The sequence below is a fragment of the Methanoregula sp. genome (assembly GCF_050010295.1).
GTDB lineage: Archaea > Halobacteriota > Methanomicrobia > Methanomicrobiales > Methanospirillaceae > Methanoregula.
Window position 1 is genome coordinate 95,512 of the sequence record NZ_JBEKLH010000004.1, and the last position, 15,426, is coordinate 110,937.

The 15,426-nt window shown below is 58.5% G+C and carries 12 protein-coding genes and 1 other RNA gene; 7 read left to right on the forward strand and 6 right to left on the reverse strand.

Going from position 1 to position 15,426, the window contains the following annotated elements; genetic code table 11:
• Nucleotides 1–7: 7 nt before the first annotated feature.
• Both ABSB80_RS06445 and rnpB read right to left on the reverse strand, forming a co-directional pair.
• Nucleotides 8–1,054, reverse strand: a complete 1,047-nt coding sequence (locus ABSB80_RS06445; protein ID WP_428369328.1) for a hypothetical protein — start codon at nt 1,052–1,054, stop codon at nt 8–10.
• A 188-nt stretch (nt 1,055–1,242) separates the two neighbouring features.
• Nucleotides 1,243–1,581: RNase P RNA component (gene rnpB / locus ABSB80_RS06450), an RNA gene on the reverse strand.
• A 127-nt stretch (nt 1,582–1,708) separates the two neighbouring features.
• On the opposite strand from rnpB, the gene ABSB80_RS06455 reads away from it, so the two are divergent.
• The 7 genes from ABSB80_RS06455 (at nt 1,709) to ABSB80_RS06485 (ending at nt 8,951) form a co-directional block, all read left to right on the forward strand.
• Nucleotides 1,709–2,266: a TIGR00296 family protein gene (locus ABSB80_RS06455; protein WP_428369330.1), complete on the forward strand. Its 558-nt coding sequence runs from the start codon at nt 1,709–1,711 to the stop codon at nt 2,264–2,266.
• 55 nt (nt 2,267–2,321) lie between these two features.
• Nucleotides 2,322–3,776 carry a tRNA guanosine(15) transglycosylase TgtA gene (gene tgtA, locus ABSB80_RS06460; RefSeq protein WP_428369332.1) on the forward strand — a complete coding sequence of 485 codons (1,455 nt, stop codon included), beginning with the start codon at nt 2,322–2,324 and terminating at the stop codon, nt 3,774–3,776.
• Entirely contained in the window at nt 3,766–5,394 is a 1,629-nt protein-coding gene (gene arcS / locus ABSB80_RS06465) for an archaeosine synthase subunit alpha (protein WP_428369334.1), read from the forward strand. Before tgtA ends, arcS begins: the two co-directional genes overlap by 11 nt.
• Nucleotides 5,395–5,481: 87 nt before the next feature.
• Entirely contained in the window at nt 5,482–6,693 is a 1,212-nt protein-coding gene (locus ABSB80_RS06470; RefSeq protein ID WP_428369336.1) for a Re/Si-specific NAD(P)(+) transhydrogenase subunit alpha, read from the forward strand.
• Nucleotides 6,690–7,001, forward strand: coding sequence for an NAD(P) transhydrogenase subunit alpha part 2 (locus tag ABSB80_RS06475; protein WP_428369338.1), 312 nt, complete (start codon nt 6,690–6,692; stop codon nt 6,999–7,001). The genes ABSB80_RS06470 and ABSB80_RS06475 overlap by 4 nt, the downstream gene beginning before the upstream one ends.
• 1 nt (nt 7,002) lies before the next feature.
• Complete coding sequence (locus tag ABSB80_RS06480; protein ID WP_428369340.1) at nt 7,003–8,388, forward strand: NAD(P)(+) transhydrogenase (Re/Si-specific) subunit beta; 1,386 nt, start codon at nt 7,003–7,005, stop codon at nt 8,386–8,388.
• A 323-nt stretch (nt 8,389–8,711) separates the two neighbouring features.
• Nucleotides 8,712–8,951 carry a hypothetical protein gene (locus ABSB80_RS06485; RefSeq protein ID WP_428369342.1) on the forward strand — a complete coding sequence of 80 codons (240 nt, stop codon included), beginning with the start codon at nt 8,712–8,714 and terminating at the stop codon, nt 8,949–8,951.
• Nucleotides 8,952–9,159: 208 nt separating this feature from the next.
• Here the strand turns inward: ABSB80_RS06485 and ABSB80_RS06490 are convergent, their stop codons facing one another.
• From ABSB80_RS06490 to ABSB80_RS06505, 4 genes are all read right to left on the reverse strand, one after another.
• Nucleotides 9,160–10,746: a Ppx/GppA phosphatase family protein gene (locus ABSB80_RS06490; protein WP_428369344.1), complete on the reverse strand. Its 1,587-nt coding sequence runs from the start codon at nt 10,744–10,746 to the stop codon at nt 9,160–9,162.
• Nucleotides 10,743–12,359 (reverse strand): CHAD domain-containing protein, encoded by a 1,617-nt coding sequence (locus ABSB80_RS06495; RefSeq protein ID WP_428369346.1) that lies wholly within the window; start codon nt 12,357–12,359, stop codon nt 10,743–10,745. The genes ABSB80_RS06490 and ABSB80_RS06495 overlap by 4 nt, the downstream gene beginning before the upstream one ends.
• The gene (gene ppk1, locus ABSB80_RS06500) at nt 12,343–14,445 is read right to left on the reverse strand and encodes a polyphosphate kinase 1 (RefSeq protein ID WP_428369348.1); all 2,103 of its coding nucleotides are present in this window, start codon (nt 14,443–14,445) and stop codon (nt 12,343–12,345) included. Before ppk1 ends, ABSB80_RS06495 begins: the two co-directional genes overlap by 17 nt.
• 160 nt (nt 14,446–14,605) lie before the next feature.
• Nucleotides 14,606–15,283 carry a DUF2115 domain-containing protein gene (locus ABSB80_RS06505; protein WP_428369350.1) on the reverse strand — a complete coding sequence of 226 codons (678 nt, stop codon included), beginning with the start codon at nt 15,281–15,283 and terminating at the stop codon, nt 14,606–14,608.
• Between the last annotated feature and the right edge of the window lie 143 nt (nt 15,284–15,426).

The window sequence follows — 15,426 nt, forward strand, 5'->3', positions numbered from 1 at the left end:
ACAGGATTTATCTCTTTTTCATCCGCAGAACGATTGCCGCACCCGCGCATGCACCGATGCAGGCCAAAGCGGAAACGGGTGCCTTTTTTGTCGCGGGGGGATAGTTCGCGGTCGTGAGATTCACAACAACCGGGATTGTGGTCCCTGTTATCGGTGTTGCAGGGACTGCAGGAGTGACAGAGACATTGGCTACCGGCATCTGAGGAAGGAGGTTGAATGTTGCTGACCCGGTGACAGCCACGGTTATACCCGAGACCTGCACAAGGTATTCATCCGGAGTCCAGCCGGTAGTATTCACCTTGAACGACCACTGATTATACCCCTCCGATCCCTGGACCACCGTGACCATGCCGGAAGCTCCGCTGACACCAGACGGCAGGGTTTTTTTTGTAGGGTAGAACGAGGACGAAGTGACCTGAACCAGGAGGTTGTCACCTGAGGCAAGATTCGTGGAACCGCCAATCGTGAACTGGTCGCCGGTCACGTGGTCTCCGACAGGGTTGATAAACGTGTTGGGGTTCCCGATATTGAATGTGACCGATGCAAATGTATCGTCAACATTCTGGCTGTTTATGGCCTGCATGAGGGCAGCGGCTGAATAGGAGCTCTGGAGGCTTCCGGCCCCGGTGAGCTGGAAGATTGCGATCCCGGTCTGCCGGTTGATCACCTTACCGGTTGCCGGATCGTAGGTTATATCAAACTGCCCGTTCATCATCGGGTGCTGGATGAGCATAACATACTGGCCGGAAGCCAGGTTCCGGGTGTCCGCAGATTTCAGTTCGTACGTGTAAGTATTGTCGTCATTCACCATGACATTGTCAATTTTTACGTAGTTCGTACCTATCAGCCAAATCTGAAGCCCGTTGGACGGGTGCCCGGTGGCAATCCCATGGATATATACGGGATCCCCCTGAGATATCGTCGGAAGTGATGTCTGGGGTGAACCCGGGGAGAGATCCAGGGCGGTTGATGGCACGATCAGGAGGAAGGCAATACCCGCCACAAGGGCGAGTGCCCGGACCCTGCCATTGGGTAAACATACTGACAGTTTCATGGGAATCTTCCTGCAGTTATCCGGTATCTGATGATCCGCGAATAGATGTAGCTTCCTGAGCGTGAGAGTGCATGAATGTCCTGTTACCACCAATCACCACTGTGAGAATATCAGACCTAGGGAAAAGCGTTCGTTTACGCATGTTTCAAGAAAGATCCGAAAGGCTGTACAAGAGCATTCGGGTAAATGAGTGGGAGGAGTAAGCCTCCTTCTGTTCCAGCGGCATTCAGCTATGCGCCATACCCGGACGGATACCGGACGATCCATAGTCCTGTTCTGGCTTGCACCCGCAGGGGTTCGCCGTTTCACCGATTCCTGTCTGTGAGCGCTCAACGGGTTACTCGCAGGGGAACCCTGCTTCATGCCTTGTGGGCTTTCTCCGCATCATCACTGAAAACAGGCCGTGTCGTTTCTGTGCCATTGCCGTGACTCTCGCCACCCGTACTTGCGTACGGCTGCGTGACCGGTGGGTGGGAGGACTTTCCTCAGCGACTCTGCAAGTCACCGTCGGCCGCTCTCTCCCTCTCCTGTAATCATGGGTTCGGTAAGAAGATAAGGCCAGCGCTGGTGCAGGGGAGATGGGCCGGATGTACGGGTTCGATAGATTGTTAAACAAGGTGCACTATAGACAGTCACAGGCAAAGGGTAATGGCCATGTTATCCAGTGACGAGGGGATGGCTGCACTGCGTCTGGCACGCGGTGCTGTTGAACATGCAGTTGCAAAAAAACCCAGACCGGCCCGGGATTCCTCACCGGTCTTTGGTGAAAAACGAGGAGTGTTTGTCACCCTGACCGAGAATAGCTGTCTCCGCGGCTGCATCGGGCTCCCCTACCCGGTGATGCCGCTGGGTGATGCCATCGAACATGCCGGGGCGGCAGCTGCGCTCGAAGACCCCCGCTTCCCACCGGTGCGGAAAGAAGAACTGCCGGGGATACGGATTGAAGTAACCATCCTGAGCGCCCCGGAATGCCTCAAAGGAACACCTGAGCAGCGTCCGGGCCGGGTGGTCGTGGGAAAACACGGGCTTATCATCCGGGGCATGGGTACGAGCGGCCTCCTGCTCCCTCAGGTAGCAACTGAATACTCCTGGGACGCAAAAACATTCCTCGATCATACCTGTACGAAAGCAGGACTCTCCACCGGCTGCTGGAAATCCCCGCATGTTGAAGTGCTCACATTCGAAGGCCAGATCTTTACCGAGCATTCCTGAAGGCGCAACCGTTTAACCTGAACACAGCACATAGAAAGGGACACTACGGTGCGACATGGCAATTGCATTTGAAAGCCTGTACAGCGATATCGCAGGGCGCTGCGGGAAACTGACAATAGGGAAAAAGACGGTCAGGACTCCTGCGCTCCTCCCGGTGATCAACCCCCACCTCCAGCTGGTAACCCCCCATGAGCTGCGGGAGATGGGCGTTGAGGCGATCATCACCAACGGCTACATTATCTCCCAGAGCAGGCAGTTCCGCGAACGTGCCATGACCGAGGGGTTGCATAAAGTCCTTGGGTTCGACGGCGTGATCATGACCGATTCCGGTTCGTTCCAGCTCTCGGTCTACGGGCAGGTTTCCATCACCAGCACCGGGACCCTGGCATTCCAGCGGGATATCGGAAGCGACATCTGGGTGCCGCTCGATATTCCCACATCGCCGGCCTCCGACCGGGAGACAGCGGAACAGGAACTGGCAGTTACCCTGCGGCGGCTGGCCGAGGCACGGGAGGTCTTCGGCAGGGATGCCCCGATCGCCGGACCGGTACAGGGCGGTATCTTTGAAGACCTCCGGGAACAGGCGGGGCGGGAAGTGTCCGGCATGGGGTTTTCGTTCTGCCCGATCGGGGCCGTGGTCCCGCTCATGGAGTCGTACCGCTACCGCGACCTTGTCAGCGTGGTCATGGCAGCCAAGCGGACCCTCTCCCCGGCTGCCTGCACCCATCTGTTCGGCGCCGGCCACCCGTCGATGTTCGCGCTTGCCACCGCGATGGGCTGCGACCTGTTCGATTCGGCGGCCTATGCCCTTTATGCAAAAGCCGGGCGGTACCTGACCGTTCACGGGAGCTTCCGGCTGGACGAACTGGCCGATCTCCCCTGCGCCTGTTCAGTGTGCCGCACGTATACTGCCGAAGAGCTCCGCACCGCCCCGGACCGGGAACGCCTGCTTGCACTCCATAACCTGTACGTGACCCTCGCCGAGATCTCCCGGATCCGGCAGGCCATCGTTGACGGCACGCTCTGGGAGCTGGTGGACGAGCGCTGCCGCGGTCACCCGCAGTTGCTCTCCGGTTACCGGGCCCTGCTCGGGCATGCGCCGTCCCTTGAACTGCACGACCGGGTCACCAAGCGCCGGTTCTTCTACCGGGGCGACGAGAGCTGCGCGAGAACCGAAGTGCTGCACTACCAGCAGATGCTTTCCCGCCTGAGACTTGAAGACACCGTCCTGGTCTCGTTCGACGGAAATAAGTGTGAAGGGTTCAAAGAGACCCTGCTCTTCCGCCCCCCGTTCGGCCCCTATTCCCGCGAGCTCGGGGAGACATTCCCGATCGGGCCAAGCGAGGTCCCGGAATGGGATGAACCGATGGTTCGCCGGGGATGCCAAGGGGTTCGTTTGCTCTGCTCAACCCATCCCGGCAGCAGGATTGCAGTCTCCTGCAGCGCGAGATGGGAACCCATAGTCCGGCAGGAACTGGGAGAGATTGAGGTGCTGTATAATGCGGTATAACATCCGGAAACGGGACGGGCTCTCCCGTACCGCCACCCTTGAACTGGACGGGGCCAGACAACCTCTTCCTGCTGCAGCCGACTGTGAGGACCTGTTCCCTGCCCTTCGTTCCCTTTCGGGGACAAACCTCCCGCTCTGTGCCCCGGCACACCTTGTTCAGACGTATCCGCCGCCCGGATCATTACAGCCAGTGCAGGTTCACCCCTTCCTCGACAACCGTGCGCAGAGCGGCGACTGTGTCATGGTCGCAGGCTGGCATATCGCATTTACCAACCCCCGGAGTTATGTCGACTGGCTTGTCGAGCTCAAGGAGAAGACACCTGCCGACACGGCATGGTATGCCCCGGCCGCTGCGCTCCCGTCAAACGTGGCCACCCTCTGTTATTCGGGGTTTGACCTGTTCGACTACCGGGCGGTTGACCTGAGATCCGCACAGGATCTCTTCTGCATTCCCGAAGGTGAATTCCCCGCCGGTATGCAGAAAGGTGGGACCTGTTCGTGTGCCGGGTGCCGGAACGGTGATCTCCGGGAACACAATCGCGAGGCTCTCTGCAGGGAAGTCGCTCTCGCTGCCCGGTTTATCGAGGCCGGAATGTTGAGGGACCTTGTCGAGTCCCGCTGCCGGCTCGATGCCAATCAGGTCGCAATTCTGCGCTATATCGATAATCACTACCCGTTCATGGAGCAGCATCTCCCCATCGCCCGCAGCGGGGTCATGCGGGCCAACTCGGGGGAGTCCATGCAGCGGGCCGAAGTCCGCCGGTTCGCGGAACGGGTACTGACCCGGTACATCCCCCCGAAAACGGATGTTGCAGTTCTCCTCCCCTGTTCGGCAAAAAAACCCTATTCCATTTCGCAGAGCCACCGGAAATTCCAGCAGGCTGTCGGGGGCCGTGCCCATGAACTGATCGTCACCTCCCCGCTTGGGCTCGTGCCGCGGGAACTGGAATGTGTCTACCCGGCGGGGCATTACGATGTTCCGGTCACCGGTTACTGGGACGCGGAAGAACGGGCAGTAATCGCAGGTATCCTCGCCCGGTACTTCGAACGTCACCATAACCGGCGCATCATTGCCCACCTCGACGGCGGGGCGCTCGCGGTCGCGAAGGCAGCCGCCGATGCGTGCGGGATAACCCTTGAATATTCCGGTACTGAACACCTTACCGGTGCGAAGGCTCTCAATGCTCTCGATTCAGCACTTGCGGGAGAACACAGGATCAAGGATGACCGGCTGCACGGCATGGTTTCGTACCAGTTTAACTGCGACATTGATACGAGAGGGATATCCCTCAGGGGGCATTTCCCGGAATTGTTCTACAGCAGGGGCTTGACCCAGCTCTTCTCTATCGATACCGGCACAGGCTTGCTCCGCCCCACCTTTGATGGGTGGGACCTCATCCCGGAAGGATACCGGGTATACATTGACGATTTCATCCCGGAAGGGGACGTGCTCGTCCCGGGCGTCACCCGGGCTGACCCGGGTATACGGGTCGGTGACGAGGTGCTAGTCACGGGCGCGCGAGCCGTTGCTACCGGTCGTGCTGCCCTCCCGACGGAGGAGATGGCCCGGTCCCGCCGCGGTGTAGCCGTACGAGTGCGTAAAATAAAAAGGGTCTAGGTTCAACTGGTACGATACATTGCAGATTATCCATGGAGTGAAAAGGTTGTTCCGTATCGAAAAAACCGATCAAGCGGGGTGGGAATTGTGAGTACCCCCATCGACGCACAGGATGAAAAGGGTACAATCCCGACAGGTTCGAAAGGCTCGACCGCCATGCCGGTCGTGGTCGCCGTTCCAAAAGAACTGGCCCCAGGGGAACAGCGCGTGGCGACAGTACCGGAGGTTGTCCAAAAGCTCACGAAGTTGTGTCTCGAGGTCCGGGTCGAGCATGACGCGGGAACAGGCGCGTACTACCCTGACGAACTCTTCACGGCCGCCGGTGCGAAGATCGTAACCAGCCGGACAGACCTGTTGGACGGTGCCCGGATCGTGCTGCGTGTCCAGCCCCCGACCGTCGCCGAGGTCGATCAACTCGCCGGGGGTACGATCGTCATCGGGTTCATGAACGCGACGAACAACCTCGAGGCCGTCGCCCGGATGCGCGACCGGAGGGTCACTGCCTTTGCCCTTGAACTCGTCCCGCGGATCACCCGCGCCCAGAGCATGGATGCACTCAGTTCCCAGGCCACGGCTGCCGGGTACACGGCAGCCATCCTGGGCGCCGGGAACTGCCCGAAGTTCCTCCCGATGCTGACGACGGCCGCAGGCACGATACGACCGGCAACCGTGCTCATCCTGGGTGCCGGCGTTGCCGGCCTCATGGCGATCGCCACGGCAAAGCGGCTCGGTGCCATCGTCGAGGCCTACGACGTCCGGCGCGCCGCGGGGGAGCAGGTCAGGAGCCTTGGAGCGAAGTTCCTCGAGCTCGAGATCGATGCGGAAAGCCAGGGTGGCTACGCCCGCGAGCTGACGCCCGAGGAGAAGGCGAAGGAGCAGCAGATGGTCTCCGCTGCAGTCGCGAGGGCAGACATCGTCATCACGACAGCCGCCATCCCCGGCCGGAAGGCCCCCCTACTCATTACTAGGGAGACCGTCGCGACGATGAGGCTAGGTGCCGTCATCGTCGATCTGGCCGCTGAATCGGGGGGCAACTGCGAGCTGACTCAGGCAGGGAAGACCGTCCATGTGCACGGCATCACGATCTTGGGCCCGCAGAACCTGCCGTCTCGGGTACCGTTCCACTCCAGCCAGATGTACGCGAAGAACCTCCAGTCGTTCCTTGCACTCCTGGTAGACAAAGAAGGGGCGATCGCGGAGGAGTTCACCGACGAGATCCTTGTCGCGAGCCTCCTGGTCCACGCGGGCGAGGTGCTTCATAGGCCGACACGCGAACTGCTGAGCGGAGTGAAGCCATGAGCGACGTGACCACGCTCTGGACCGCGGTCTACATCGCGATGCTGGCCGCGTTCACCGGCTACGTAGTCATCAGCCGGGTCCCCGTCATCCTCCACACGCCGCTGATGAGCGGCTCGAATTTTATCCACGGGATCGTGCTGGTCGGAGCAATGGTCGCGCTCGGTCTCGCTGCAACGCCCCTGGAGCAGGCTATCGGTTTTGTCGCGGTCATCCTCGGCGCGGCAAACGTCACCGGCGGCTACGTAGTCACGGAACGGATCCTCCAGATGTTCGACCGCAGCGGAAAGAAGCCCGGCAAGGGGGCTTAAGATGATCGACCTCTCCCACCTGATCGACCCTATCTATATTGCGACGATCTTCTTCTTCATCGTGGGCCTGCAGAGGATGAGCCACCCGCTCACTGCCCGGAGCGGGATCGTCTGGGCAGGCGCCGCAATGCTGATCGCGACCCTCGTCACATTCCTTACCCCGGGCCTCACCAACTTTACCCTGATGGCTATCGCGATTGTCATCGGCGGGGGGTTAGGTTATATCGCGGCGAAGCGCGTCGCAATGACGGGCATGCCCCAGATGGTCGCGCTCTACAATGGTATGGGCGGCGGCGCAGCGGCCGGGATCTCAGCCGTCGGGCTCCTCGGCACCACCACCGCCACAACTGGTTCTCTCGCTGTCGTTGGAGGCCTCATCGGAGCCGTTTCGTTTGCAGGGAGCCTCATCGCGTTCCTGAAGCTCCAAGGCTGGATGCGGCCGCGGCCGATCACCTTCCCAAGTCAGCAGCCCGTCAACATGGCAGTCCTGGCCCTCGCCATAGTGTCCGGTGAGCTCATCCTCTTGGAGCCGTCGTGGATCCCGCTTACCGTCGCCATGTATCTCCCGCTGTTCTTCGTCCTCTCGCTCGGGTTCGGGCTCCTGATGACGCTCCCGATCGGCGGGGCGGACATGCCCGTCGTGATCTCGATGTACAATGCTTTCACCGGGCTCGCCGTTGCACTCGACGGGTTTTCGTTTGCTACCCCAAACTATGCGATGGTCGTCGCGGGCATCATTGTCGGCGCCGCGGGTTCGCTGCTCACGCTCAATATGGCGCGGGCGATGAACCGCTCGCTCCTGAATGTCTTCTTCGGCGCTTTTGGCGCGACAGAGGAGAAAGGGATGCAGATCCAAGGCAGTATGAAGTCGATCGAGGCCGACGACGTCGCGGTCATGCTCGCCTACGCGAACAAAGTGATCATTGCTCCCGGCTACGGCATGGCGGTTGCCCAGGCCCAGCAGAAAGTCAAAGAGCTGACCGATCTGCTCGAGAGCAAGGACATCCGGGTGAAGTTCGCGATCCATCCGGTTGCCGGGCGGATGCCGGGGCACATGAACGTCCTACTTGCCGAGGCGGGGGTCGCCTACGACCATCTCTTCGACCGGGACGAGGTGAACCCAGAGTTCCCGGGCACCGACCTCGTCCTCGTCATCGGGGCCAACGACGTCGTCAACCCGGCGGCGCACCGTCAGGGCAGCCCGCTCTTCGGCATGCCGATCCTCAACGTAGATCAGGCGAAGAACGTCATCGTCCTCAAGCGCGGCCAGGGGAAGGGCTTCGCCGGGATCGAGAACGACCTGTTCTACCGGGACAATACGCGGATGCTCTACGGTGACGCGCAGGAGTCTGTGGGGAAGCTCGTGCAGGCTCTCAAGAAGCTCTAGGATCTGTGGGGATTCCGCGCCGATGTTAGATCCTGGCGGACTCCCGGAAAACTGCGCCGTAAAGAGATCGAACCACGCGACGGAATGTATCCTGGCATACACGGAGGAAACTTTCGGAACAGGGGCGGCGGCATGAACCCGTCCCCTGGACGGCGAACTTCGGGCAGAGTTGGCGGGAATACGCGTTCGTTTTCATGTTCAGGGTAATAATTTTCAGCATTCACCCGGTTTCGGCATACAGGTGAGTATCGGAACGATCGGGAGGTTATGTTTAAATTAATCCGGGATCAACGGGTATAAGCAATAACGTGAAGTGACCAGACATGGATTTTGGAAGTCTAGGTGGAATGGGCGGGGCGATCGGAAGCTTCCTTGCCAGCCCTGATGGACAGGACGCAGCAAAGAAGTTTCTCGCATCCCCTCAAGGTACAGATATGCTGAAAAGTTTTGCAGCAACGCCGGAAGGACAGAAAGCGCTTATGAGCGTTGTCCCGGTTATTCTCGACGGGATCAACCTCCCGCCGGGTGTAAAAGACATGATCCTTGCTGCTCTCCCGAGATAACCGGGAGACCCGTTCTCATTTTTTCTTCGGATGGAGACCCGTTCTTCTGATATCACTGCCTGTTTGTACGTGATCAGAAAAACCGACCTCCTGAACTTGCGGGACAAATCATATAATTGCTTATGCAGCCATCCGGTTCCCGGCAAGGCAGGATGTAACAGATATCGGTGCATATATTATAAAAAACGGTGGTACTGTGTCCTGTCCCTTAACAGGAGTCATCAGCACTCAGGACTTGGATGATGAGTTTCCTGCCGAATGTCTTTTCAAACCCTCTCTTCTCGGCCTCTATCCCCCAGATCTCTAGCTGACAGTCTCCCCTCCCGAGGACTTCGAGCCATACTGACTCCCTGTCCGCACGGGAAAACCGCACGTGCTGGATCAGCGCGGCATGGCTCCGGTCAAGGCTTTCCCCGAGCCGGATGAACGTGGCAAGGATCAGGAGGGCGTCCCGTTCCCGTGAGTCGAGCTCAGAAATGCCGGGATCTTTTTTTCGGGGTATTTTTTTCCGGTGGAAACGGGCAAGGTTTGCGATGAACGTCACTTCCTTCTGGTTAAAACCGAGAAGCTCGGAATTTTTTATAATATAATAGGAATGCGCGTGGTGGTTGGTGTACGAGATGAACGACCCGATGTCATGGAGGAAGGTCGCATATTCCAGCAGTTCGCGTTCCGTATCTCCGAAGGTGTGGAGCCGGAGATCCTTGGCCGAATCGAAAAGAGAGAGCACGAGGCTTGTGACGGTACGGGCGTGCACTTCATTGATCCCGCACGACCTCCCCAGCTGGAGCACGCTCCGTTGCCGCGGGGTGAGCTCTCCCAGCAGAGGGAAGTCATCCAGCCGCGAAAGATAATCGGCGAGGAGACCATCCTGCAGTCCGCGGTTGGTCGTGATGACCGAATCAAGGGATAGCTCCTTCATCAGGGTCTCGAGGATGGCAGCTCCTGCGATGATGATATCGGCCCGCTCCGGGTTGATACCCGGCACCTTCTTGCGCTGTTCAAGAGGAAGTGAGCAGAGGAGATCGATGACTTTTTTGAGATCCCGGTAGGTCAGGATCTGGTCAGGACTCCCTTCTGACGGGTGCAGGGCTTTGGCCGCAATCTCGGCAAGGTTCATGATGGTACCGGAACTGCCAACAACGCAGTCCGGTCCATACTTCCGTATCTCGCGCACCGAATGGATGATGGCATTCTGGATATGTTGCCGGAGTTTCTGGTACTCCTCCGGAGTTACCGGGCCGGCCTCTCCTGAAGGGAAACAGTGGTTCGTGAGCCGGATCGCCCCAAGCCTGAAACTGTCGAGGTACTGGTAGTCCTTCGACCCCCCGATCGCGATCTCGGTACTGCCCCCGCCGATATCGATGAACAAGGCCCTCCGGTCCCCGAGGTGGATACCGCTCGCAACCCCGAGATAGATCAGCCGCGCTTCCTCACGGCCGGAGATGACGCGGACGTCGAGCTGCGCCTCCTGACGTATCCTGTGCAACAGCTCGTTCTGGTTCGATGCCTCGCGGGTGGCGGAGGTGGCAACGGCAACGAATTCGTCGGAATGGAAGGTCCGTGCCAGATCCGAAAATTTTTTTGCCACCATAACGGCGCGTTCCATCGCCTCCGGCAGGATCTCATCGTCCTCAAACTCCCCTTCACCCAGCCGCACCTGCTGTTTCTGCCGTGTCAGGATCGTATAGGAATGGTTCGGATTGAGGCGGACGACTAGCACCCGGATCGAGTTGGTCCCCATGTCGATGAACGTGACGACCCTCCCGTCAGGGCCGATGCCCTCATCCTTCACCGGATCACCAGTTCCCGTTCAAACATGCTGACAAAGAGTCCAGACTTCGAGCGCGCCCGCTCTTTTTCTGGCATGACATCAACGGCAGATATGACATCGCACGTGATCTCCCCGGTGCCGATGATGCAGTGTATCTCTTGGACTGACCCCGTATGGAGGAAGTCAAGACCGTCCGCAACACGGAGGATTGCTGCGAGCTGAAGTACCCTCTTCTGGTGTTCGGGGCCGAGCAGGGCAAAGAGGGGGTGGGATCCGGTGTGGACCTGACCGCGGTGGGCGCCGGCGACAAGGCCAACCAAGATGCGGTCGGATATATCGAGCGGCAGTGATTCTTCAGCAAAGATCATGCAGGCGGTACGGGCATTATGCCGCTTCTGGCCACCCACACAGCCAATGTCATGGAGCAGGGCGGCATTTTCGAGGAGGGCACGGTCGTGCCGGGACATCCGGTGCAGGGACTGCAGGCTGTCAAAGAGCATGAGCGCGAGCCGGGTCACGGTCCGGTGGTGTGCGAGCCAGTCAGGATAGGCCGCCGCGAAAGATTCACACGCCATACGGACCTCCGGTTCCCGGAATTCCCGTGCAGGGATGAACCGCTTCCTCCGCCCGTTCGTGAGAGTCTGCCGGAGATCGTTCCATATCTTTACTCTGGTGAGGGTCTGCCAGTAGCGTACAAAATAGCGGTGCACCAGGATCCGTTCCCGTTCGCGGTTGTGCAGGAAAATACGCAGGCTTGCAAGCGTTGCGGTGTCCGGGCGCTTCTCTTTTTTCTCTGACCTCATGCGGCTCCGCTCCCGTAAGAGCAGCCGGGTGACATGATCGATCCAGACATCGCAGTCATGGAGATCCCCGAGGATCTCCTGCACCCTCTTCACCCGCGCGTGGGGTTTTTTCAGGCCGAGGCGGAATACGGGCCCATACACCTCCATCGTATACCGGAGTTTTTTTGCCGCTATCCGCATCGCGTGGTGTTCTGCTACTGCGTCGGGATGCGTTACCCAGGGCTCATAGGATCGCATGGCTTCAAGGCGCGACACGATACGGTAGGCAGCAACGGTCGGTACTCCATAGGCAAGGGACTGCACGAGTGTCCGCCGGCCGGCAGCGATCTGCGAAATCCATGTGGCACGCATTTCGCCGATGACCCCGCTCTTCTGCAGCGCCTCAATGGCTGAGAGGACGCGGACCTGGAGCTCTCGCCGCTTCCTCCTGAGCTCTTTCAGGAGGTATGCGATTGCCGGTTCCATCGGGTTCGCGGTTCCGGGTCCCGCATGGTTCCGGACACCTACAGAAGCAGAACGCTTCTTCCGGAACCTGAGCAGAAATGCGATCTGCACATCCATGTCCCGGGCCATGCCGAGCGCCTGGGTAATACCAGCGATCTCGTGCATCCAGCGGGCATACTGCTTCTGCGGAAAACAGCGCCGGAAGAGGGGCAGGGCGGCCCGGAGGCGGCGGGAAGCGACTCGCATGCGGTGGATATACTCAATATCCTCGGAGGCTTTTACACCTTCGATCTCCTTTTCAAAGGCTTCGAGGAGCGGGGGGAGACTCCGTATACCGAACCAGCAGAGCCCGGTCTTGGGGAGGACCAGTTCAGGTATGCCTGTCATACCATGATCCCCGGTGATCCACCAGCCATGACTGGACATTCAGCGGAACTGTACCCGGTGCGGGAAAGGCGCGGTTATATGTTCCGTCAGCCTGCAGATACCGGAGCTTGACGGTATCATGGAATTGTGCCGGCAGGATCATCGTCACGATGGCATCCCGGATTACCGGGTTCTCCACCGGGAAGAGGACTTCGACGCGGCGGTCAAGGTTACGCGGCATCAGATCGGCACTTCCAAGGAATATCTCTTCATTTCCTCCATTATGGAAATAATAGATCCGTGCATGTTCAAGGAACCTGCCGACAATCGCACTGACCGTGATATTCTCGCTGAATCCAGGGATATCCGGGCGGAGACAGCAGATCCCACGCACCTGCAACTCCACCTTCACGCCAGCCTGGGATGCCCTGTACAATGCAACAATGCAGAGCGGGTCGACAAGTGCATTCATCTTGAAGATGAGATGACCGTCCCCATGTTCGCGGTGTCGTTCAACCTCCCGGTCAACGCGATCGATGACTCCGTTCCGCAAACTTATGGGTGCCACAAGAAATTTCTGGTATTTCTCAATCCGCGCATAGCCGGTGAGGAAATTGAAGAGATTTGCGACATCTTCGCCAATGGCCCGGTCCGCAGTCAGAAACCCGAAATCCGTATAGATGCGGGAGGTCGTGGCATTGTAATTGCCGGTGCCGAGGTGCACGTACCTGCGGATCCCGTCTTTTTCTCTCCGGACAATCATGCAGAGCTTGGCATGAACCTTGAGACCGACAACACCGTAGACGACATGTACCCCTTCATGTTCAAGCGCACGGGCCCAACCGATATTGTTCTCCTCGTCAAACCGTGCCTTGAGTTCGATTAGCGCAGCGACTGCCTTCCCGTTCTCACGTGCTTCCATGAGGGCATTGACAATCGGTGAGTTGGAACCTACACGGTAAAGGGTGATCTTGATGGCAAGAACGTCCGGGTCATGGGCTGCCTGCCTGAGGAGGTTTACCACAGGTGTGAAACTGTCATAGGGATGATAGAGAAGGACGTCGTGCTGGCGGATTGCCGCGAAGATATCTTTCCCCTCGCCAATCTCCTCGGGTACTGAAGGGGGGAAGGGGATGTCTTTCAGGTCGGCGCGATCTAGGGCCATGAGCTCCATCAGGTCTGCCATACCAACAGGGTGGTCGACCCGGTAGATCATATCGGGCAGAACACCCAGTTTCTTCTCGAGCATATGGCATATATTCTCGTGCATGGAACATTCCATTTCTATACGGACAGGTTTACCCTTCGCGCGCTGTTCCATGATCTCCTCAACCGTGGTCAGGAGATCAGAGGCCTCGTCCACCTCGATCTCGAGATCCGCGTCCCGGGTGATCCTGAACGGGAAGGCGGCGACAACATCAAGGCCGGGAAAGAGCATGTCGAGATGGGCCGCAATAATCTCCTCTATGTAGATCAGGTGGACGTCGGTATTCTTGGTACGTATGCCGGTATCAGCATCAGGAATCCGGACCAGCCGGGAGAACAGGTTGGTAGGGACCTTGACCCGGGCGAAATACTCTTTTTTTGCCGTATCGCGGATGACGATTGCGAGGTTGAGGGAGAGGTTGGAGATGAAGGGAAACGGGTGGGAGCTGTCGAAGGCAAGAGGAGTCAGGACAGGGAAGACCTCATTGACAAAGAAGGTGTGCATGAACGCTTTCTGCACGTCCGAAAGATCGGCATACATGTGGATATGGATGCCGGTAGCATCGAGCCGGGGCAGGATCTCGGTATGCCAGGTAGCATACTGGGCCTCAAGTTCGGGAATGAGCATCTGCCGGATGGCATCCAGTTGTTGTGAAGGAGTCATTCCGTCCGGGGGGGATTTCAGGACACCTTTTGCCAGCTGGCGCTGGAGACCGGATACCCGGATCATGAAATATTCATCGAGATTGTTTGCGAATATAGCGAGAAACTTCACGCGTTCCAGTAAAGGGTGGCTTTCATCCCGGGCCTCGTCGAGCACGTGCCGGTTGAACCGTATCCAGCTCAGTTCACGGTTGATATAAAGGGAAGGGTTATCAGCAAGTAGCTGCGTAGTGTTCATCATTTTACCCCGGTGAAAAGACCCGAAACAGGGTTTACCCCTTACGTTTCAATACTATTCATGGACACGGTATAAAATAAATTCTCCGCCATTTTCACGTTTTTTCCTGATAATGGCAGGAAATGTGTCTTTATAGGAGTATTGAGAATTATACCACGGACTACCCGTTGAAGTTGTGGAACCGGTGGCAGTGTTCGATAAACTCCTGTTTCCGGTGCTCACTTGGGTTCGTCAGAGGCCGGAGATAGCCGATCTCCGGAGTCTGGCAGGCAGGGCAGAACAGGCAGAGGGCTGTGTCTACATCGTTTGCTTTCTCCCGGACCGGGCAGTAGTAGACGCCGTCCGTGAACTCGACCATGTCGCCGCCCGGAAACGGCGTGCCGGGCGGGTGGCCGGGCTCGTCCAGTACCAGCATGCAGAAGCCGGCAAGGAGGTACTTCAGGAACCGGATTGCCGGGGCATCTCCCCCGTCATCGTCCCGGCACTGTTCCGCCACCATCTCCCAGTACTTCCCCTGGTTGTCATCGACCGGTTCCTGCATGGCCCTGAAACTCCCCTGCTGGTGCATGAGCCGTATCCGCTGGAAGGTCCCGAGCAGGTGTTCGGTGATCTTCCCTGTCAGCAGGTCGCGGTAGTCCGGTGCGAGGTACTTGATCTTTGTGGCAAAGTTCCGCTTCATCCGCTGGATCTCGACCGGCGGGTGCTGCAGGACGAGTCGTGCTATCTGCTCGCCGAGCTCGCCGCGGGTCGCTGCCACCTTCAGCTCCCGGCACTGCCAAGCAATCTCCTCGCAGGACGCAGGGTTGGGGGAAGAGTCTGTCTTTTTAAAAAACAACATACGGGCTCCCGGATGGTTTCCGGATAGTATGAACCGGTAAAATATAGACTCTCCGGTCGGAATGTGCCCACCCCGGGAATCGATACTATTTCGTGAGGATTCCCGTGAGCATCGTGCCGCTTCAGAAATGAAGATGCGTACAC

Bases quoted from the DNA above. Each gene is read 5' to 3' on its own strand.
- ppk1 (WP_428369348.1), bottom strand. From the start codon at position 14,445: ATGAACACTACGCAGCTACTTGCTGATAACCCTTCCCTTTATATCAAC.
- ABSB80_RS06505 (WP_428369350.1), bottom strand. From the start codon at position 15,283: ATGTTGTTTTTTAAAAAGACAGACTCTTCCCCCAACCCTGCGTCCTGC.
- ABSB80_RS06485 (WP_428369342.1), top strand. From the start codon at position 8,712: ATGGATTTTGGAAGTCTAGGTGGAATGGGCGGGGCGATCGGAAGCTTC.
- ABSB80_RS06475 (WP_428369338.1), top strand. From the start codon at position 6,690: ATGAGCGACGTGACCACGCTCTGGACCGCGGTCTACATCGCGATGCTG.
- tgtA (WP_428369332.1), top strand. From the start codon at position 2,322: ATGGCAATTGCATTTGAAAGCCTGTACAGCGATATCGCAGGGCGCTGC.
- arcS (WP_428369334.1), top strand. From the start codon at position 3,766: ATGCGGTATAACATCCGGAAACGGGACGGGCTCTCCCGTACCGCCACC.
- ABSB80_RS06455 (WP_428369330.1), top strand. From the start codon at position 1,709: ATGTTATCCAGTGACGAGGGGATGGCTGCACTGCGTCTGGCACGCGGT.
- ABSB80_RS06495 (WP_428369346.1), bottom strand. From the start codon at position 12,359: ATGACAGGCATACCTGAACTGGTCCTCCCCAAGACCGGGCTCTGCTGG.
- ABSB80_RS06480 (WP_428369340.1), top strand. From the start codon at position 7,003: ATGATCGACCTCTCCCACCTGATCGACCCTATCTATATTGCGACGATC.
- ABSB80_RS06445 (WP_428369328.1), bottom strand. From the start codon at position 1,054: ATGAAACTGTCAGTATGTTTACCCAATGGCAGGGTCCGGGCACTCGCC.